At 46.9% G+C, this 14,227-nt stretch carries 18 protein-coding genes; all 18 read right to left on the reverse strand.

The features are described from left to right. Nucleotides 1–64: 64 nt before the first annotated feature. The 18 genes from folD to HFD99_RS01695 all read right to left on the reverse strand — a co-directional run bounded on the left by folD (nt 65) and on the right by HFD99_RS01695 (nt 14,157). Complete coding sequence (gene folD, locus HFD99_RS01610; protein WP_016822287.1) at nt 65–922, reverse strand: bifunctional methylenetetrahydrofolate dehydrogenase/methenyltetrahydrofolate cyclohydrolase FolD; 858 nt, start codon at nt 920–922, stop codon at nt 65–67. 37 nt (nt 923–959) lie between these two features. Then, a complete protein-coding gene (gene nusB / locus HFD99_RS01615) occupies nt 960–1,409 on the reverse strand; it encodes a transcription antitermination factor NusB (RefSeq protein ID WP_019687905.1) in 450 nt (149 codons plus the stop codon). Nucleotides 1,410–1,545: 136 nt separating this feature from the next. Further along, entirely contained in the window at nt 1,546–1,779 is a 234-nt protein-coding gene (locus tag HFD99_RS01620) for a DUF2273 domain-containing protein (RefSeq protein ID WP_016822290.1), read from the reverse strand. Between the two features lie 15 nt (nt 1,780–1,794). Next, nucleotides 1,795–2,334 (reverse strand): alkaline shock response membrane anchor protein AmaP, encoded by a 540-nt coding sequence (amaP, locus tag HFD99_RS01625; protein ID WP_013371778.1) that lies wholly within the window; start codon nt 2,332–2,334, stop codon nt 1,795–1,797. A gap of 73 nt (nt 2,335–2,407) precedes the next feature. Next, complete coding sequence (locus HFD99_RS01630; RefSeq protein ID WP_013310820.1) at nt 2,408–2,821, reverse strand: Asp23/Gls24 family envelope stress response protein; 414 nt, start codon at nt 2,819–2,821, stop codon at nt 2,408–2,410. 125 nt (nt 2,822–2,946) lie between these two features. Then, on the reverse strand, nt 2,947–4,290 hold the full coding sequence (accC, locus tag HFD99_RS01635) for an acetyl-CoA carboxylase biotin carboxylase subunit (protein ID WP_013371779.1): 1,344 nt from the start codon (nt 4,288–4,290) through the stop codon (nt 2,947–2,949). Nucleotides 4,291–4,350: 60 nt separating this feature from the next. Next, nucleotides 4,351–4,842: an acetyl-CoA carboxylase biotin carboxyl carrier protein gene (gene accB / locus HFD99_RS01640; protein WP_016822291.1), complete on the reverse strand. Its 492-nt coding sequence runs from the start codon at nt 4,840–4,842 to the stop codon at nt 4,351–4,353. 138 nt (nt 4,843–4,980) lie between these two features. After that, entirely contained in the window at nt 4,981–5,802 is an 822-nt protein-coding gene (locus HFD99_RS01645; RefSeq protein ID WP_103042509.1) for a SpoIIIAH-like family protein, read from the reverse strand. Between the two features lie 62 nt (nt 5,803–5,864). Then, complete coding sequence (gene spoIIIAG / locus HFD99_RS01650; protein WP_016822293.1) at nt 5,865–6,506, reverse strand: stage III sporulation protein AG; 642 nt, start codon at nt 6,504–6,506, stop codon at nt 5,865–5,867. A gap of 16 nt (nt 6,507–6,522) precedes the next feature. Continuing rightward, entirely contained in the window at nt 6,523–7,290 is a 768-nt protein-coding gene (spoIIIAF, locus tag HFD99_RS01655) for a stage III sporulation protein AF (RefSeq protein ID WP_044785233.1), read from the reverse strand. 38 nt (nt 7,291–7,328) lie between these two features. Then, on the reverse strand, nt 7,329–8,519 hold the full coding sequence (gene spoIIIAE / locus HFD99_RS01660; protein WP_017427498.1) for a stage III sporulation protein AE: 1,191 nt from the start codon (nt 8,517–8,519) through the stop codon (nt 7,329–7,331). A gap of 12 nt (nt 8,520–8,531) precedes the next feature. Beyond that, complete coding sequence (spoIIIAD, locus tag HFD99_RS01665; protein WP_013371785.1) at nt 8,532–8,921, reverse strand: stage III sporulation protein AD; 390 nt, start codon at nt 8,919–8,921, stop codon at nt 8,532–8,534. An 8-nt stretch (nt 8,922–8,929) separates the two neighbouring features. Then, nucleotides 8,930–9,133 (reverse strand): stage III sporulation protein AC, encoded by a 204-nt coding sequence (spoIIIAC, locus tag HFD99_RS01670; protein WP_010345636.1) that lies wholly within the window; start codon nt 9,131–9,133, stop codon nt 8,930–8,932. Nucleotides 9,134–9,145: 12 nt separating this feature from the next. Beyond that, the gene (gene spoIIIAB / locus HFD99_RS01675; protein ID WP_013371786.1) at nt 9,146–9,664 is read right to left on the reverse strand and encodes a stage III sporulation protein SpoIIIAB; all 519 of its coding nucleotides are present in this window, start codon (nt 9,662–9,664) and stop codon (nt 9,146–9,148) included. Further along, on the reverse strand, nt 9,657–10,652 hold the full coding sequence (gene spoIIIAA, locus HFD99_RS01680; RefSeq protein ID WP_025365164.1) for a stage III sporulation protein AA: 996 nt from the start codon (nt 10,650–10,652) through the stop codon (nt 9,657–9,659). The genes spoIIIAB and spoIIIAA overlap by 8 nt, the downstream gene beginning before the upstream one ends. A 390-nt stretch (nt 10,653–11,042) precedes the next feature. Beyond that, nucleotides 11,043–12,296, reverse strand: a complete 1,254-nt coding sequence (locus HFD99_RS01685; RefSeq protein ID WP_013371788.1) for an aspartate kinase — start codon at nt 12,294–12,296, stop codon at nt 11,043–11,045. 196 nt (nt 12,297–12,492) lie between these two features. After that, entirely contained in the window at nt 12,493–13,050 is a 558-nt protein-coding gene (gene efp, locus HFD99_RS01690; protein WP_013371789.1) for an elongation factor P, read from the reverse strand. Between the two features lie 33 nt (nt 13,051–13,083). Further along, nucleotides 13,084–14,157 carry a M24 family metallopeptidase gene (locus HFD99_RS01695; RefSeq protein ID WP_039269268.1) on the reverse strand — a complete coding sequence of 358 codons (1,074 nt, stop codon included), beginning with the start codon at nt 14,155–14,157 and terminating at the stop codon, nt 13,084–13,086. Nucleotides 14,158–14,227: the final 70 nt, after the last annotated feature.

Below are 14,227 nucleotides of genomic sequence, written 5' to 3' on the forward strand. Positions count from 1 at the left end.
GGATATAGCGATTCAGGTCCTGTATAGAATAAATACGTTGTTGTTCAGCCACAGGCAGCTGCCTTTATGCCAAACCGTGCGACCGCTTGGCCGCTACGAGCGTATTTTGCATCAGCATTGTAATCGTCATTGGGCCTACTCCGCCGGGAACAGGCGTAATCGGACCGGACACTTGCTTTACGCTCTCAAAATCAACGTCACCCGCCAGCTTTCCGTTCTCCAGACGATTCATTCCCACATCGATAACTACTGCACCCGGCTTTACATACGAAGCATCGATGAAATTGGCTTTGCCGATGGCAACGACCAAAATATCCGCTTGTTTACTGAGCTCGGCAATATTCGCTGTACGAGAGTGACACATCGTAACCGTAGCATTTTCACGCTGCAGCAATAATGATACCGGCTTGCCAACGATATTACTGCGACCAATAACAACTGCATGTTTACCAGCTATTTCTACTCCAGCGCGTTTGATTAACTCAATGACTCCAGCGGGAGTGCAAGGCAATAGGCTATCATCGCCGATGACCAGATTCCCTACGTTTACCGGATGAAATCCGTCAACATCTTTCTCCACTGCAATCGCGTCAATGACAGCTTTTTCCTGAATATGCTTTGGCAATGGCAGTTGCACCAAAATCCCATGGATATTACTTTGATGATTCAGCTTATCCACCAGTTTCAGTAATGCTTCTTGCGAAGTATCTGCCGCCAATCGATGAACCTCAGAGTAATAGCCGAGATCATGACACGCCTTTTCCTTATTTTTAACATACACCTGAGAAGCAGGATCTTCGCCTACCAGTACAACAGCCAGTCCGGGTTGAAAGCTGTGTTCTTTCAAACGAATAACCTCTTGCTGAATGCTTGCCCGAATATCCTGAGAGATTTGTTTACCATCAATGATCGGTGCTGACATGTTTAACCACTCCCCAACCTGATTCAGTAGTCTCTAATTAAAAACGTGCTTTCAATTGCTCCAGCTCTTGTATCACTCGTCCCAGCACACCATTAACAAATTTACCCGATTCCTCGGTACCAAAGTGCTTCGACAACTCAATGGCTTCATTGACTGCTACCTTGGCTGGAACATCCTCGCGGAAAATCATTTCATATACCGCAAGCCTCAAAATTTGACGATCTACACGTGAAAGTCGGCTGATCTGCCAGCCTTTCAGGTAATCCGCCAACAGCCCGTCAATCGCTTCCTTGTGCTCCCATGTGCCACGCACATGCTCCAAAACATACGCTCTTAACACTGCCGCGTTTTTAATTACGACTTCGGCTTCGTTTTCCTCAGCCGCTTCCTGAAGCAGCATGTCCACAGCTGCCGCCGCTTCCACTTCATTCATTTCCATATGGTACATACTCTGTACCGCTAATTCCCTCGCCAGACGTCTTTTCATGCCCTGCCTCCTACGCTTGCCTATATCTATTTTTCATTCTAACCAATTTCCACAAAAAAACCTGTGAACGCATCCTCCAAAACCGTTGGGCGCAAATAAGCTACAGCTGTATTTTGGAGAACACGTATCACAGGGTTCATTTAAAAGGACGCCAACGCTGCGACAACCATTCGCTCCATTCTTTCCAAGGGAAGAATGGACCAAGCGCTGAATCGCTACGTCTTCCTAGCGTATATCCGATGAACACCATCAATGCAAAGAACAACATATTCCAAAAGCCTGCCCACAAGTAAATAAAACCGAAAAAAATACCGGCCGTGATCCCCATGATCCGGCCCTTGTAACTTCCCCATATTTCTTTCCAGGGCATCAGGGAAAATCACCTCTATTCCACACGACTCTTAAAGCTTGGTGACTGAGAAACATTAGCGATGTACACCGACACATTGGATACTGGAATTCCTGTAATCTCTTCCACATGGTCGTGTACCCCCTTTTGTACCTCGGAGGTTAACACCGGAATGGAGCTTTCCCCGTCAACAATCGCCCGAATCGTAATATCAAGTCCCGATTCCAACACACGAACGCGTGCTTTCAGATCCTGCATCCCGCGAAATCGGGAAGCCGCTTTGAGGCACAGGTTTTCGATGGTATCCACCGAAATCTGAATATCACCGTATTCGGTTCGCTGATCAATAGAATGCTGTACGGTTTGGTTCCGTCGAATAGAGATATAAAAAACCCGAAGACTCAATAACAACAGAACTCCTGCAATAATCAAGCTGGTAAACCACACCACTCGCTCATCCTCAATACTTAAAACATACGGAATGGCCCCGCTCAGGAGGAGGATGGCGAGAATGGAGATAATTCCGATACTTAAGCTGTACAAAAACAGCAGAAGTCTGTCCATAACTTTAGCCACGAAACGCACAGCCTCCTTAAATTAGAGTAAACCCTCGACCCATAAGGGTCGGGGGTTTGTACAAAGTATCGCTCTATTTAACCCGTCCGGCGCCCAGCACTTCCGGCTCTTCTACTTTTTCAGCATTTTTGAATTGAACATCGTGAATTTGCACGTTCACTTCTACCACGTTAAGACCTGTCATGTTTTCAATGGAACGCTTAACATTATGCTGAATAGCAGCAGCCACCTCAGGCAGACGGTTACCATACTCAATAATGACGGAGACGTCTACAGCAGCTTCACGCTGTCCGACTTCCACTTTTACACCTTTAGATAAATTTTTGCGGCCTAGCAGTTCGGCAAATCCGCCAGCAAATCCGCCACTCATTCCCGCAACGCCCGGCACCTCAACGGTAGCCAGTCCGGCAATGACTTCAATAACTTCCGGGGCAATTTGAATCTCCCCAATTTCTGTACGTTCGAATTCGGTTGGCACTGTGCTCATACCTTCAACACCTTTCGGTCAAAATAAGTTTCATTCCAGCTTTGGATATCAAAGCAGACATGCTCACTTATTATCCATACTATATCATTTGGCGTTCATTATGACAATCTGAGGAAATATACCGATTAAACTTCGTTTTCCTCCAAAAATTTAATATCAAAATCGCCTTCAATAAAGGTCGGATGCTCTAGTAAGCGCTGGTGAAAAGAAATCGTTGTGGGTATGCCCTCAATAGCAAACTCAGCTAAAGCCCGCTTCATTTTGGCAATCGCCTCCTGCCGTGTAGGCGCCCATACAATCAGCTTGGCAATCATAGAGTCATAATAAGGAGGAATGCTATAACCTGGATAAGCAGCGCTGTCTACCCGCACTCCAGGACCGCCTGGAGGCAGATAAAATCCGATTTTACCCGGTGCAGGCATAAAATTACGATCCGGGTCCTCAGCGTTAATGCGGCATTCGATTGCCCAGCCATTAATCGTGACTTCTTCCTGCGTAAAGGAAAGCGGATGCCCTTCAGCGACCGAAATCATTTCTTTAATCAGGTCTACACCGGTAATCATTTCTGTTACTGGATGTTCCACCTGAATACGTGTGTTCATTTCCATGAAATAGAATTTATTGTCCGGACCAAGCAAAAATTCAAGCGTACCTGCGCCAGAGTATTGAACGGCCAAAGCTGCACGAACAGCTGCCTGTCCCATTTCTTCACGAACATCCTGCGAAAGTACTGGACATGGTGCTTCCTCCAACAACTTCTGACGACGACGCTGAACAGAGCAGTCCCGTTCACCCAAGTAGGCAACATTACCATGCTTGTCCGCTATGATCTGTATTTCCACGTGTTTCATACCAGTCAGATATTTTTCCAGATACACGCCCGCATTACCAAAGGCCTTCTGCGCTTCCTGCTGAGCAGTCGTGATTTGCTGGATAAGATTATCCTCATCTTCAGCGATACGAATACCTTTACCACCACCACCTGCTGTGGCCTTGATAATGACCGGATATCCGATATCACGTGCGATACTGATTGCATCCTGTACATCCTCAACCAGTCCGTCTGAACCTGGAATAACCGGAACCCCGGCATCCTTCATGGTCTGCTTGGCTACAGCCTTATCTCCCATTTTGTTAATTGCTTCAGGAGAAGGTCCAATAAACGTAATATTGCATGATTCGCAAATTTCAGCGAAGTCTGCATTTTCCGCCAAAAATCCGTAACCTGGATGAATGGCATCACATTCAGTCAATGTAGCAACACTCATCAGGTTCGTAAAATTAAGATAGCTGTCCTTAGACAACGTCGGTCCGATACAGTAAGCCTCATCTGCGAGACGCACATGTAACGAATCCTTGTCAGCTTCCGAATAGACGGCAACTGTCGAAATATTCATTTCGCGGCAAGCGCGAATGATACGAACTGCAATTTCTCCACGGTTCGCGATTAATACTTTTTGAAATGTCATGACTTTATCCTCCCTGGGAGCAGTCTTGCCGAACCCTCAAAAAGGGGTCAAACAAGCTTTTTACTCCGGTTTCACAAGGAACAATGGCTGGCCATACTCAACCAACTGTCCGTTTTCGGCCAAAATTTCCACAATTTCGCCCTTCACTTCAGCTTCCAACTCGTTCATCAACTTCATCGCTTCAATGATACATACCGTTGTTTTATCGCCTACTTTACTGCCGATACTCACATACGGAGCCGTATCCGGGGATGAAGAACTATAGAAAGTGCCTACCATCGGAGATACGATTTTATGTAGATTGCTTGCATATTCCTTCGGTTCCCCAGCAGTTGCATGTCCAACATCGGACTGTACTTGTGGATTCGGAATTGCAGCTTGTGGCGCCACTGTATAAGCAGGTGCTGTTACAGGAGCCTGTACCGTAACGATCTCGCTTTTACCCGGTTTACGGATCATGAGGCGAGTTCCTTCATTTTCAATTTCAAGCTCATGCACAGACGTTTCATCCACCAGCTTGATCAATTCCTTAATCTCGCTTAATTTAAACATCTCTATTAATCACTCCTTCAGCATTTTGCCGGTTGCTGATAACATTTTTGAAACAGCTTTATGTATTATATCACAATCATTAAAAATAGAAAGAGCCCGGGATTGTGCAGAAATCCGGGCTTTTTCGCGTTTTTTGTCTTATTGTGTAACATACTGGACACTGATCTTGTCCTGCGTTACGTTTAATTCCTTCATGACTTTATCGACAATCGTTACCGCTTGCTTAGCATCCAATTTTTCACTCAGAACCACTACTTTGTATTTATCAGCATTTTCCTCGCGGACGACTGCATTGGCGAATTGCTGCTGCAGTTCTTCTTCGATACCGGTAATTTTGGCCTGTTTATCTTCAAGTACATGCAATTCCTTTTGTGCCTCTGCAGCTTTCTGCGGTGTACTATCATTCATTGCCGTAGTCAGCTCGTCATTTTTCTTTTGATTTTCCACATCCCGCTCCAGTAAATAGTTGTCAATCACAGCTGCCGCTGTTGGTTGGGCTGCTTGTTCGTTTGCTACTTGATCAAGTACCTGCTTGTCGGTTTTGGCGCTAGAAGCTGCTTTGTCATCACTTTTAGCTGTCGTGCCTGTCTTAGCTGTAGTTGTGTTTTGATTGGATGCAGTCGATTCAGTAGCAGGGGCGGCGGCTGTGTCTTTATCACCTTTTGATGGTTCTGTTGCTGGATCAGTTGTAGAAGCTGTGTCCTTTGTGGAAGTCTCTGCCGTTCCGTCAGTTACTTCTCCATTGGTTACTACTTCATTTACTTTCAGTTCGTTCATTTGTTCTTCTGCCTTTGTCGTTGCTTCCTGTGCAGCATCCTGTTTAACCTTGCTCACCTGCTCGCTGTCCGCTACTGGCGGATTCGCCGGACTTGAGTCCTCCGTAAACAAATAATATGCAGACAGTACCACCATTAAACTCAGCATGGACACCAGCCAAACGGTTTGTCTTTTATTATTCATGTTCTGTCCTCCATATTCATAAGTGGTTTGCAATATTAACTTCTTTGTTCCCCAATTCCATATTATCCCTGCTTACGCGGAACGACTGATATTTTGTATGAAGGTACGTTTAGTCCCTTCTGCACAGCATCCACAATGAGCTGCTTCACCGTAGGGTTTTCTGCCCCCATAGCCACAACAAGCACTCCCCTTACCTGTGGTTTTACTTTTTTGGTAACAATCGGGGTGTGCTGACCGCCCGATGATTCATAGGTGACAATCTCACCATCGCGTGTATATTGAGTAGTGTGCCTTTGTCCACCATTGGCGTCCGACTCGTTATTTTCTTCCTGCATGTCTTTCACATTCCGTTGAACGATCACTTCTTCGGTAGAATCTACCGTAACCATGACATCGACGGTTCCTACGCCAACAATCTGCTCCAGCATCTGTTTCATATTGTCCTCAAAAGCCTTCTCGATTCCGGCAAAGGAACTGTCCTCACCTACCGTTGTTTCTAACGCAGGCTCATTTTTCATTACGCCAGGCGGTTCTCTCCCTACGTTTTCCGGGTCGACTTTTTTCACATTAACGAATGAATTAAAGAGCATAATCGCTACACCGATAAGGCCAAGAATAAGTAGCCAACGAAATGAATTGAACCTTTTCGCTCCGTCCCCCCCTCCACCCATCCATTGCTCCAGCTTTTTCCTCCATTTGCCCATTTCGGTTCACCTCCTGTTACCATTCATGTGTTCCATCCTGCGAATTAATCACCTGAACATGTGTGCTGTCGATCCCCCATTTTTCACGTAGAATTCCTGTGATTAAACCAAAAGCTTTCTGATCCGCAGATTTGCCATTCTCTGTGGTTTCGTCAGGACTACGATCATCTTCTCGCGTTCCTTCATTATGATTAGAGGGTTTTGACTGTGTCGGCTCCACACGAATATTCACTGTCTTTTCAGCTACAGGCTCCACCATAATCGGCTTGACATCTGTACCCAGCGGGATGTTTGTGTTTTCTTCTTTTTCTGCCTTCTGCTCCGCCAATTTAACCACTACTGACTGAACACCCGTTCCTGCCTCTAGCCCCGATTCTTTCTGCTGAATCTGCGTAAGGGTCACCTGGACCGACTGAATTGCTAACCCAGTGTACTGCTCCAATTGCCCTTTCATTTCCTTAGCTACCTCTTTGCCTGCCCATTGCATGGAGCTTTGTTCCTGCTGTTGCTTTAGCTGTTTGCCTTTGGCTAAGATCTCTTCCAATGTCGGTTCCCTATTACCTGTCTCTGCCTGGCGTTGCAGATCCAATGCGCGCCCCAGAACCTCTGAGGGACTGCTGCTCAGCAAGCGCACAATCGGAGACAGCAATGTCAGCAATACAAGCAGGCTGAGTACGAGTTTGACATACCTTTCCATAGATCGGCTCGGTAAGATCATATCGACAAAAGAAGCCAGCAGCACGATTAGCACTAGTTCCTTGAGCCAGCCTCCCAGCCAGGTCACGTCACTCGCCTCCCTCTCGTTGGATTATGTGCATGTATTCACCTCATCATGACCGTCATGTTACCTGCTGCGAGCATGACGGTAATCGCAAGGAAGGACATTAATCCCACTGCCGCCAGTGCCGCAAAAACATAAATCATACTCTTGCCGATGGCATCCAAACATTCCACAATAGGCGTATCTCCCAAAGGCTGCATGATTGCTGCGGTCACTTTATAAATGAGGGCTAGTGTCAGAATTTTGAGAGCAGGAAAAGCACACAGGAACAAAATAATGATGACTCCCACAAGGCCGATGGCATTTTTAACGAGCAGTGATGCCGAAATGACCGTATCCGTCGCATCTGCCAGCGCCTTGCCTACCACCGGAACAAAGCTACCTGTAATATATTTAGCTGTACGGATTGTTAATCCGTCAGTAACCGAAGAGGTTAATCCCTGTACCGAAATGACTCCTAGAAAAATAGTCAGAAGCACTCCCAGCACGGCAACACCCGCGTTCCGCAGTAGATCAGCTAACTGGGTCAGCTTGTATTTGCCCGTGAGCGAGTTGACCAAGTACAGCACAGCCGAGAAGAACAGCAGCGGGAAAACAAGCGTATGAATAACTGTTCCGACCGTGTTGATCATAAATACAATCAGCGGGTGGGTCACCGAAACGGTGACAACGTTACCCATCGAGGCCAACATGGTAAACAGCAAGGGCAACATCGCCATCATGAAATGAATCATGCTGTCAATTGCTTCTTTGGCATAACCAATCGCTACACTAAAGCTATTAATCGCCAAAATGATAATGACCATGTACACGATAGCGTAGGCAACTTTGCTGACCTGCTTGCTTTCAAAAGCGCTTTGCAGCGTTTCCAGCACCATACTCATAATGCTGAGCATGACGATGGTGACGAGCAGCTTGGCATTCACCCGGATTTCATGGATGAAAAAATCAGCTATGGCCATCAACACACCTTTTATACTGAATCCTTCACCACCCGGAAGCAGCATGTCCATGAAAGAAGGCGTTTTCTGGTCAGGGAAAAATCCGCCGTATTGCTTCATGAGTCCGTCCCAATAATGTTCAACATCATCTTTGGGCATTTGCTCCGCCTGTTGTCTGATCCATTCGTTTGTAGGTGTATCTGCGAAGAGGACCGCAGCCGAGGCGCACCAGAGACATAGCAGCAAAATCACAATAACTTTGAGATTCGGCATGCCCCCCAGCCTTTTCATGGCATCACCCCCTCAGGCGGGCATCAGCTTCAGAATGGTATCAATAATAATGCTGATAATCGGGATTGCGAGTACCATGATGAGTACCTTTCCAGTAAGCTCTATTTTGGAAGCTATGCCGTCTTGTCCCGCATCCCGTACGATCTGTGCTCCAAATTCAGCAATATAAGCGATACCGATTATTTTTAATACGGTTTTAAAATAAATCATGTCCATCCCTGAAGACCTGGCCAGTCGCTCCAGCACGGCAACCACAGATCCGATCTTGCCAATCAGCAGCAAAAAAATGACGATTCCCGCAGCTGTTGCAATCAAAAAGGCAAACATCGGCTTCTGTTCCTTGATAACTAAGATGAGGACTGTGGCAACGAGGGCGAAGCCCACCACTTGTATGATTTCCATGTGTTCACCTACTGAAAAAGAAAAATAGATTTGATCTCTTGCAGAAGGTTATCCAGCATTCGTACCACCATGAACAGCACGACAACGAAACCGATGACCGTCACCCAGTGTGCCATGTCTTCCTTGCCCATTTGCTTTAGTACGGTATGAATCATAGCGATAATAATGCCAATTCCGGCAATCTGGAAAATTGCGTTCACTTCTAAATTCATTCGAGCACCCCGCTAATAGATCAAAATGACGATCAATGCTCCGATCAGCAGTCCCAGGCTTCTGCTCATACGCTCGTATCTCACCTGATCTGCCTGCGCCTGCGCTTCTTCATGGGATAACTGCTGGATGGTCAGCGCAATGTGCTTGATCTGGTCTTCACGGTCGCTGGTTCCAAGGCTGTAAGCAAGCTGACGCATCGCTTCCTTCTCGGCCTGCTTCATAGAGGAACGGCTCCACGAGACTTCAATCGCTTTATGCAAGCTTTCTCTGGCGGTCAGGCCAAAAGAGGGGTGCATCCAGCGTGAGGCTTGCTGAAACAGAGAGCGCAGCGGCTCTCGCAAGGGCTCTCCAGTCTTGGCGAATGCATCTGGTAACGGAGACACCCCGTAAGAAACCTCGGTGGTCAGTCTTTGCAGTGCGAGAATTAACTCTCTGATTTGCCGCGGCCTCATGGCAAATTGTCTTGCCCGCTGCCAGCCTGCCAGTGTGGTGGCTAGTATAACCAAGACAGCTCCCAGCAGCTTAAGCATAGGAGATGCCCCCGTTCTGCCCTTCCCCAGGCAGTGTCAGCCTGCGCTGCTTGGCATCTGCCAGCCGAAAAGAGACGCCCCGGCTCGTCCGCTCCAGCATGACATAGAGCTGGAACAGCTCCTGTCCTGTAGCTAATCCGGCAAAGGCAGATCGGCTTGCCATTTCAGCCACATCACGACCATGTGCGGAAGCAATGACTGCGATGCCTGCATGAAGCGCTTCACGTACCGCTTCCGCATCTTCTGGCCGCCCGATTTCATCCACAATCAGGACATCTGGTGACATCGAGCGAATCATCATCATCATGCCCTCCGCTTTCGGACATCCGTCCAATACATCGGTGCGAGGTCCGACATCAAAGCCGGGGATGCCCTTGTGACTACCGGCGATCTCAGAACGTTCATCTATAATGCCCACCTTAAGTCCATTTCGTCGCCCTCCGTTGCTTTGCATCCCTCCGTAACTCAGTTGTCGAGCCAAGTCCCTAAGCAACGTCGTCTTGCCATGCTGAGGCGGTGACAAGATGAGCGTATGCCGTATCGTCCCGGATTTTTGATCCGCTACATAAGGTAATATCCGATCAGCTATGCCAGGAATGGCCCGAGCAATTCGTACATTAAAGCTGCTTATATCCCTCAAATGCTCTACTCGCCCTCGGTTAAGCACAGTTCTCCCTGCCAAGCCAACACGATGACCGCCAGGGATGGTAATAAACCCTTTGCGAAGCTCCTCTTCCATGGTGTAGAGGGAATGATTACTGATAAAATCCAGCAATCGGTGGGCATCCTCGCGGTTAGGCTTATAGGCTTCAACAGGATTCAAAGTCAGCCGACCAGCAGTCGTTACAAAATGATGATCACCATTCGCATTAACTTCCAGCGGCCTTCCTTCCCGGACCCGAATTTCTTCCAGTTGCTTAAATACCGTTTCTGGAAGCCTTCCGAGTATACCGTGCAACGGTTCCGGAAATAACTCCAGCCATTCCATACCAATGCCGCCTCCTCACAGTTGTCCTTTTTCTTTAAGACAAGTCTATGGCTGACTCTCGCTTTTTATGCCGAAAATATATTGAAAATCCAGTCGAACTTTTGATCACTCCTATCCATGCTCAGCAGACCTTTCCCCGCTCATTCAAGCACCTTTCCCTGCTTTGTATAATAAAAAAAGGCTCCCTCGATGCCTTGGTGGCTAAGGGATACCCTTAAATAAAAAAGCTAGATTTACAGCAAAAAGAGGCTGTTCCACAGTCTGTCTCTTACTGATGGAACAACCTCTTAACCTACTGCTGTATTCTATGATTTATCAATCTATAAATAGGGAACGTATAATTTATCGACCTTTCCCCGTCATAGCATTTCTCTATATCAATTGATGTTATTAACGACGGTCTTTAGGGCCGCCTACAAACGCTTGCTCCTCGGTATCCAGATTATAAGCTGTATGCAACGCTTGGATAACCTCATGAAGCTTTCCAGCTTCAATTACACACGATACCTTGATTTCGGATGTGCTTACCATTTTAATGCTAACGCCTTGCTCGGCCAGCACGGCAAACATTTGTGCTGCAACACCCGGGTGGCTAACCATTCCTGCACCTACAATGGAGACCTTCACCAAATTTTCCTCAGACGTTACTTCACGGTATGGAAGCTCCCCGCGAATACCTTCCAGCGTCTTAAGTGCAGCTTCACGATCCGTTAGAGCTACCGTAAAGGAGAAATCTGCTTTTCCTGCCTCAACCCCGCTCTGTACAATAATGTCTACATCAATTTTGGCTGCTGCCAGTGTTCCGAAAACTTTTGCCAGTACACCAGGGATATCTGCAACGCCCAAAATACTGATTCTTGCTACATTTTTATCATATGCAATTCCACTGACTACAACGCCTTGCTCCATTACTGCATCCTCCTTTACGACTGTTCCTTCATTATGGTTAAAACTGGACCGCACAATCAACGGTACCCGGTTATGTTTGGCATACTCTACCGCACGGGGATGTAAAACAGCCGCACCTAAATTGGCTAATTCCAGCATCTCATCATAAGAAATTTCTTTTAGCTTACGTGCCACCTTCACAATCCGTGGATCTGTTGAATATATGCCGTCCACATCCGTGTAAATTTCACAGGCATCCGCTTGAATTGCCGCCGCCAGCGCAACGGCCGTCGTATCAGAACCACCACGTCCCAGCGTCGTAATATCTCCATCTGCAGACATCCCCTGGAAACCAGCTACAACAACAATCTTGTTGCTGCTCAGTGCATCCAGCACACGCTGAGGTTGAATATCCGTAATCCGTGCCCGACCAAAGTCAGATTCAGTACGGAAGCCTGCCTGCCATCCCGTAAACGATACCGCTTCATGACCCAGTTGCTGAATAGCCATCGACAACAATGCGATTGAAATTTGCTCGCCTGTCGTCATCAACATATCCAGCTCACGTGCAGGCAACTGCTCATTTAATAATTTGGCCTGGTCAATCAATTCGTCTGTTGTGTCTCCCATTGCGGAAACGACCACTACACATTGATGCCCTTCACTCTGTTTCTCAACGACGCGTTTTGCCACGCGTTTCATGCGCTCCGTGTCACCGACGGAACTGCCTCCGAATTTCATGACATACAAAGACAACGATATTCACTCCCTCAGACTCAACAGTATGTAACCTTGAGATGGCACCAAACGATTTGAACGTGACATCCTGCGGCATATCTTTAGTACAGTATAATACGAAAGTGCTGTGTGGAGCCAATGTTTTTTAATATTCGTACATATAAAAATATCCTCTGCCCTTAATAAGGACAGAGGATACCTGAAAATGTAAATTCTATGCGCGAGACATGTATTTGCCGTCACGAGTATCAATTAACAATACGTCATCTTGGTTAATAAACAGAGGAACTTGAACATTCAAGCCTGTTTCCAGTTTGGCATTTTTGGTTGCACCTGTAGCTGTATTCCCTTTAATACCTGGTTCTGTTTCAATTACTTTGAGTTCCACGCTGGTAGGCAGGTTGATACCCAGGATTTCTCCGTTGTAGCTTATGATATTTACATTCATGTTTTCTTTCAGGAAGTTAAGCTCCCATTTCAGCTGATCGCTGGACAATGTAAATTGATCATATGTTTCGTTGTCCATGAATGTATGATCGTCTGCACTAGCATACAGATAAGATACACCACGATTTTCGATTTGCGCCCGGCCGATTGTTTCACCCGCACGGAATGTACGTTCAACCGTATTACCATTACGCAGGTTTTTCAACTTGGAGCGTACGAATGCTGCACCTTTACCTGGTTTTACGTGTTGAAAATCCAGAACTGTAAAAATATCTCCGTCTACCTCGACGGTCAAACCTGTTTTAAAATCATTAACGTTAATCACTAAAATACCCCTCCTACAGGACTGTTATCGTTATTAAACGACTGTAAATTCTTTGCTCGAATGCGTTAATACTTTGATGCCGTTATCTGTAATAACGATATCATCCTCGATCCGTACACCGCCCAATCCAGGCACATAGATACCTGGTTCGACCGTTACAACCATGCCCGGCTCCAGAATATCATCACTTGCCTTCGACAGACGTGTAGATTCATGCACTTCAAGACCCAGACCATGACCTGTACTGTGTCCGAAATTGTCTCCATACCCATGGCTAGCAATAATATCCCGGGTCAGCGCATCCGCTTCACGGCCTGTCATGCCCGGCTTAATATGTTCGAGTGCGTGAAGCTGCGCCTTAAGTACAATATCGTAGATCTCGCGCAACTGAGGCGCCAAATCCCCTTGTGTAGCCACTGTACGGGTCAAATCGGAGCAGTAGCCATCCAGCAACGCACCAAAATCAAACGTAATCAGCTCACCTGCTTGTACTAACTTTGCACTGGCTACTCCATGAGGCAATGCCGAACGAACTCCGGATGCCACAATCGTGTCAAATGAAGAAGAAGTAGCTCCCTGCTTGCGCATGAAGAATTCCATTTCCAGATCCAGCTCACGCTCGCTGACTCCTGGTTTGATGTAAGGTAAAATGTGTGCAAATGTAGCATCCGCCAAATCCGCTGCCCGTTGCATCACTTCGAGCTCTTCCGCATCCTTGTACACCCGCAGCTTTTCCACAATGCCCGATACCGGAACCAGCTTAATAGGTGACAGATCTTCGCTATAAGCTTTATGTGTCGCAACAGTTACATCATCCTGCTCAAAGCCTGTTTCGCTAATCTGATGGGAAGACAGCAATTCTCTTACTGTTTCCATGACCTGCGCAGCGTGCTGCACTACCGTAAAGCCTTGGGCTTGTTCGGTCGCTTGTGTCATATAACGAAAGTCAGTCAGCAAATAGCTATGGGATTCTGTAATCAGCACATAGCCCGCTGAACCTGTGAAGCCTGTCAAATATCGACGATTGACAGGGCTAGTAATCAGCATAGCCCGCAGGTTATGCTCGCCCAGCGCCTGCCGCAACTTTAGCACCCGGTCATTCTTCATCTTCATTCCGCTCCCCTCTGTCAAATAACCAAATGCTATTTTAACACAGGGGATAGGCGCTTGAGAAGTT

This window comes from Paenibacillus sp. EKM301P (assembly GCF_011800295.1).
GTDB lineage: Bacteria > Bacillota > Bacilli > Paenibacillales > Paenibacillaceae > Paenibacillus > Paenibacillus polymyxa.

Bases quoted from the DNA above. Each gene is read 5' to 3' on its own strand.
- folD (WP_016822287.1), bottom strand. From the start codon at position 922: ATGTCAGCACCGATCATTGATGGTAAACAAATCTCTCAGGATATTCGG.
- nusB (WP_019687905.1), bottom strand. From the start codon at position 1,409: ATGAAAAGACGTCTGGCGAGGGAATTAGCGGTACAGAGTATGTACCAT.
- HFD99_RS01620 (WP_016822290.1), bottom strand. From the start codon at position 1,779: ATGCCCTGGAAAGAAATATGGGGAAGTTACAAGGGCCGGATCATGGGG.
- HFD99_RS01630 (WP_013310820.1), bottom strand. From the start codon at position 2,821: ATGAGCACAGTGCCAACCGAATTCGAACGTACAGAAATTGGGGAGATT.
- accC (WP_013371779.1), bottom strand. From the start codon at position 4,290: ATGACATTTCAAAAAGTATTAATCGCGAACCGTGGAGAAATTGCAGTT.
- accB (WP_016822291.1), bottom strand. From the start codon at position 4,842: ATGTTTAAATTAAGCGAGATTAAGGAATTGATCAAGCTGGTGGATGAA.
- HFD99_RS01645 (WP_103042509.1), bottom strand. From the start codon at position 5,802: ATGAATAATAAAAGACAAACCGTTTGGCTGGTGTCCATGCTGAGTTTA.
- spoIIIAG (WP_016822293.1), bottom strand. From the start codon at position 6,506: ATGGGCAAATGGAGGAAAAAGCTGGAGCAATGGATGGGTGGAGGGGGG.
- spoIIIAE (WP_017427498.1), bottom strand. From the start codon at position 8,519: ATGAAAAGGCTGGGGGGCATGCCGAATCTCAAAGTTATTGTGATTTTG.
- spoIIIAD (WP_013371785.1), bottom strand. From the start codon at position 8,921: ATGGAAATCATACAAGTGGTGGGCTTCGCCCTCGTTGCCACAGTCCTC.
- spoIIIAC (WP_010345636.1), bottom strand. From the start codon at position 9,133: ATGAATTTAGAAGTGAACGCAATTTTCCAGATTGCCGGAATTGGCATT.
- spoIIIAB (WP_013371786.1), bottom strand. From the start codon at position 9,664: ATGCTTAAGCTGCTGGGAGCTGTCTTGGTTATACTAGCCACCACACTG.
- spoIIIAA (WP_025365164.1), bottom strand. From the start codon at position 10,652: ATGGAATGGCTGGAGTTATTTCCGGAACCGTTGCACGGTATACTCGGA.
- HFD99_RS01695 (WP_039269268.1), bottom strand. From the start codon at position 14,157: ATGAAGAATGACCGGGTGCTAAAGTTGCGGCAGGCGCTGGGCGAGCAT.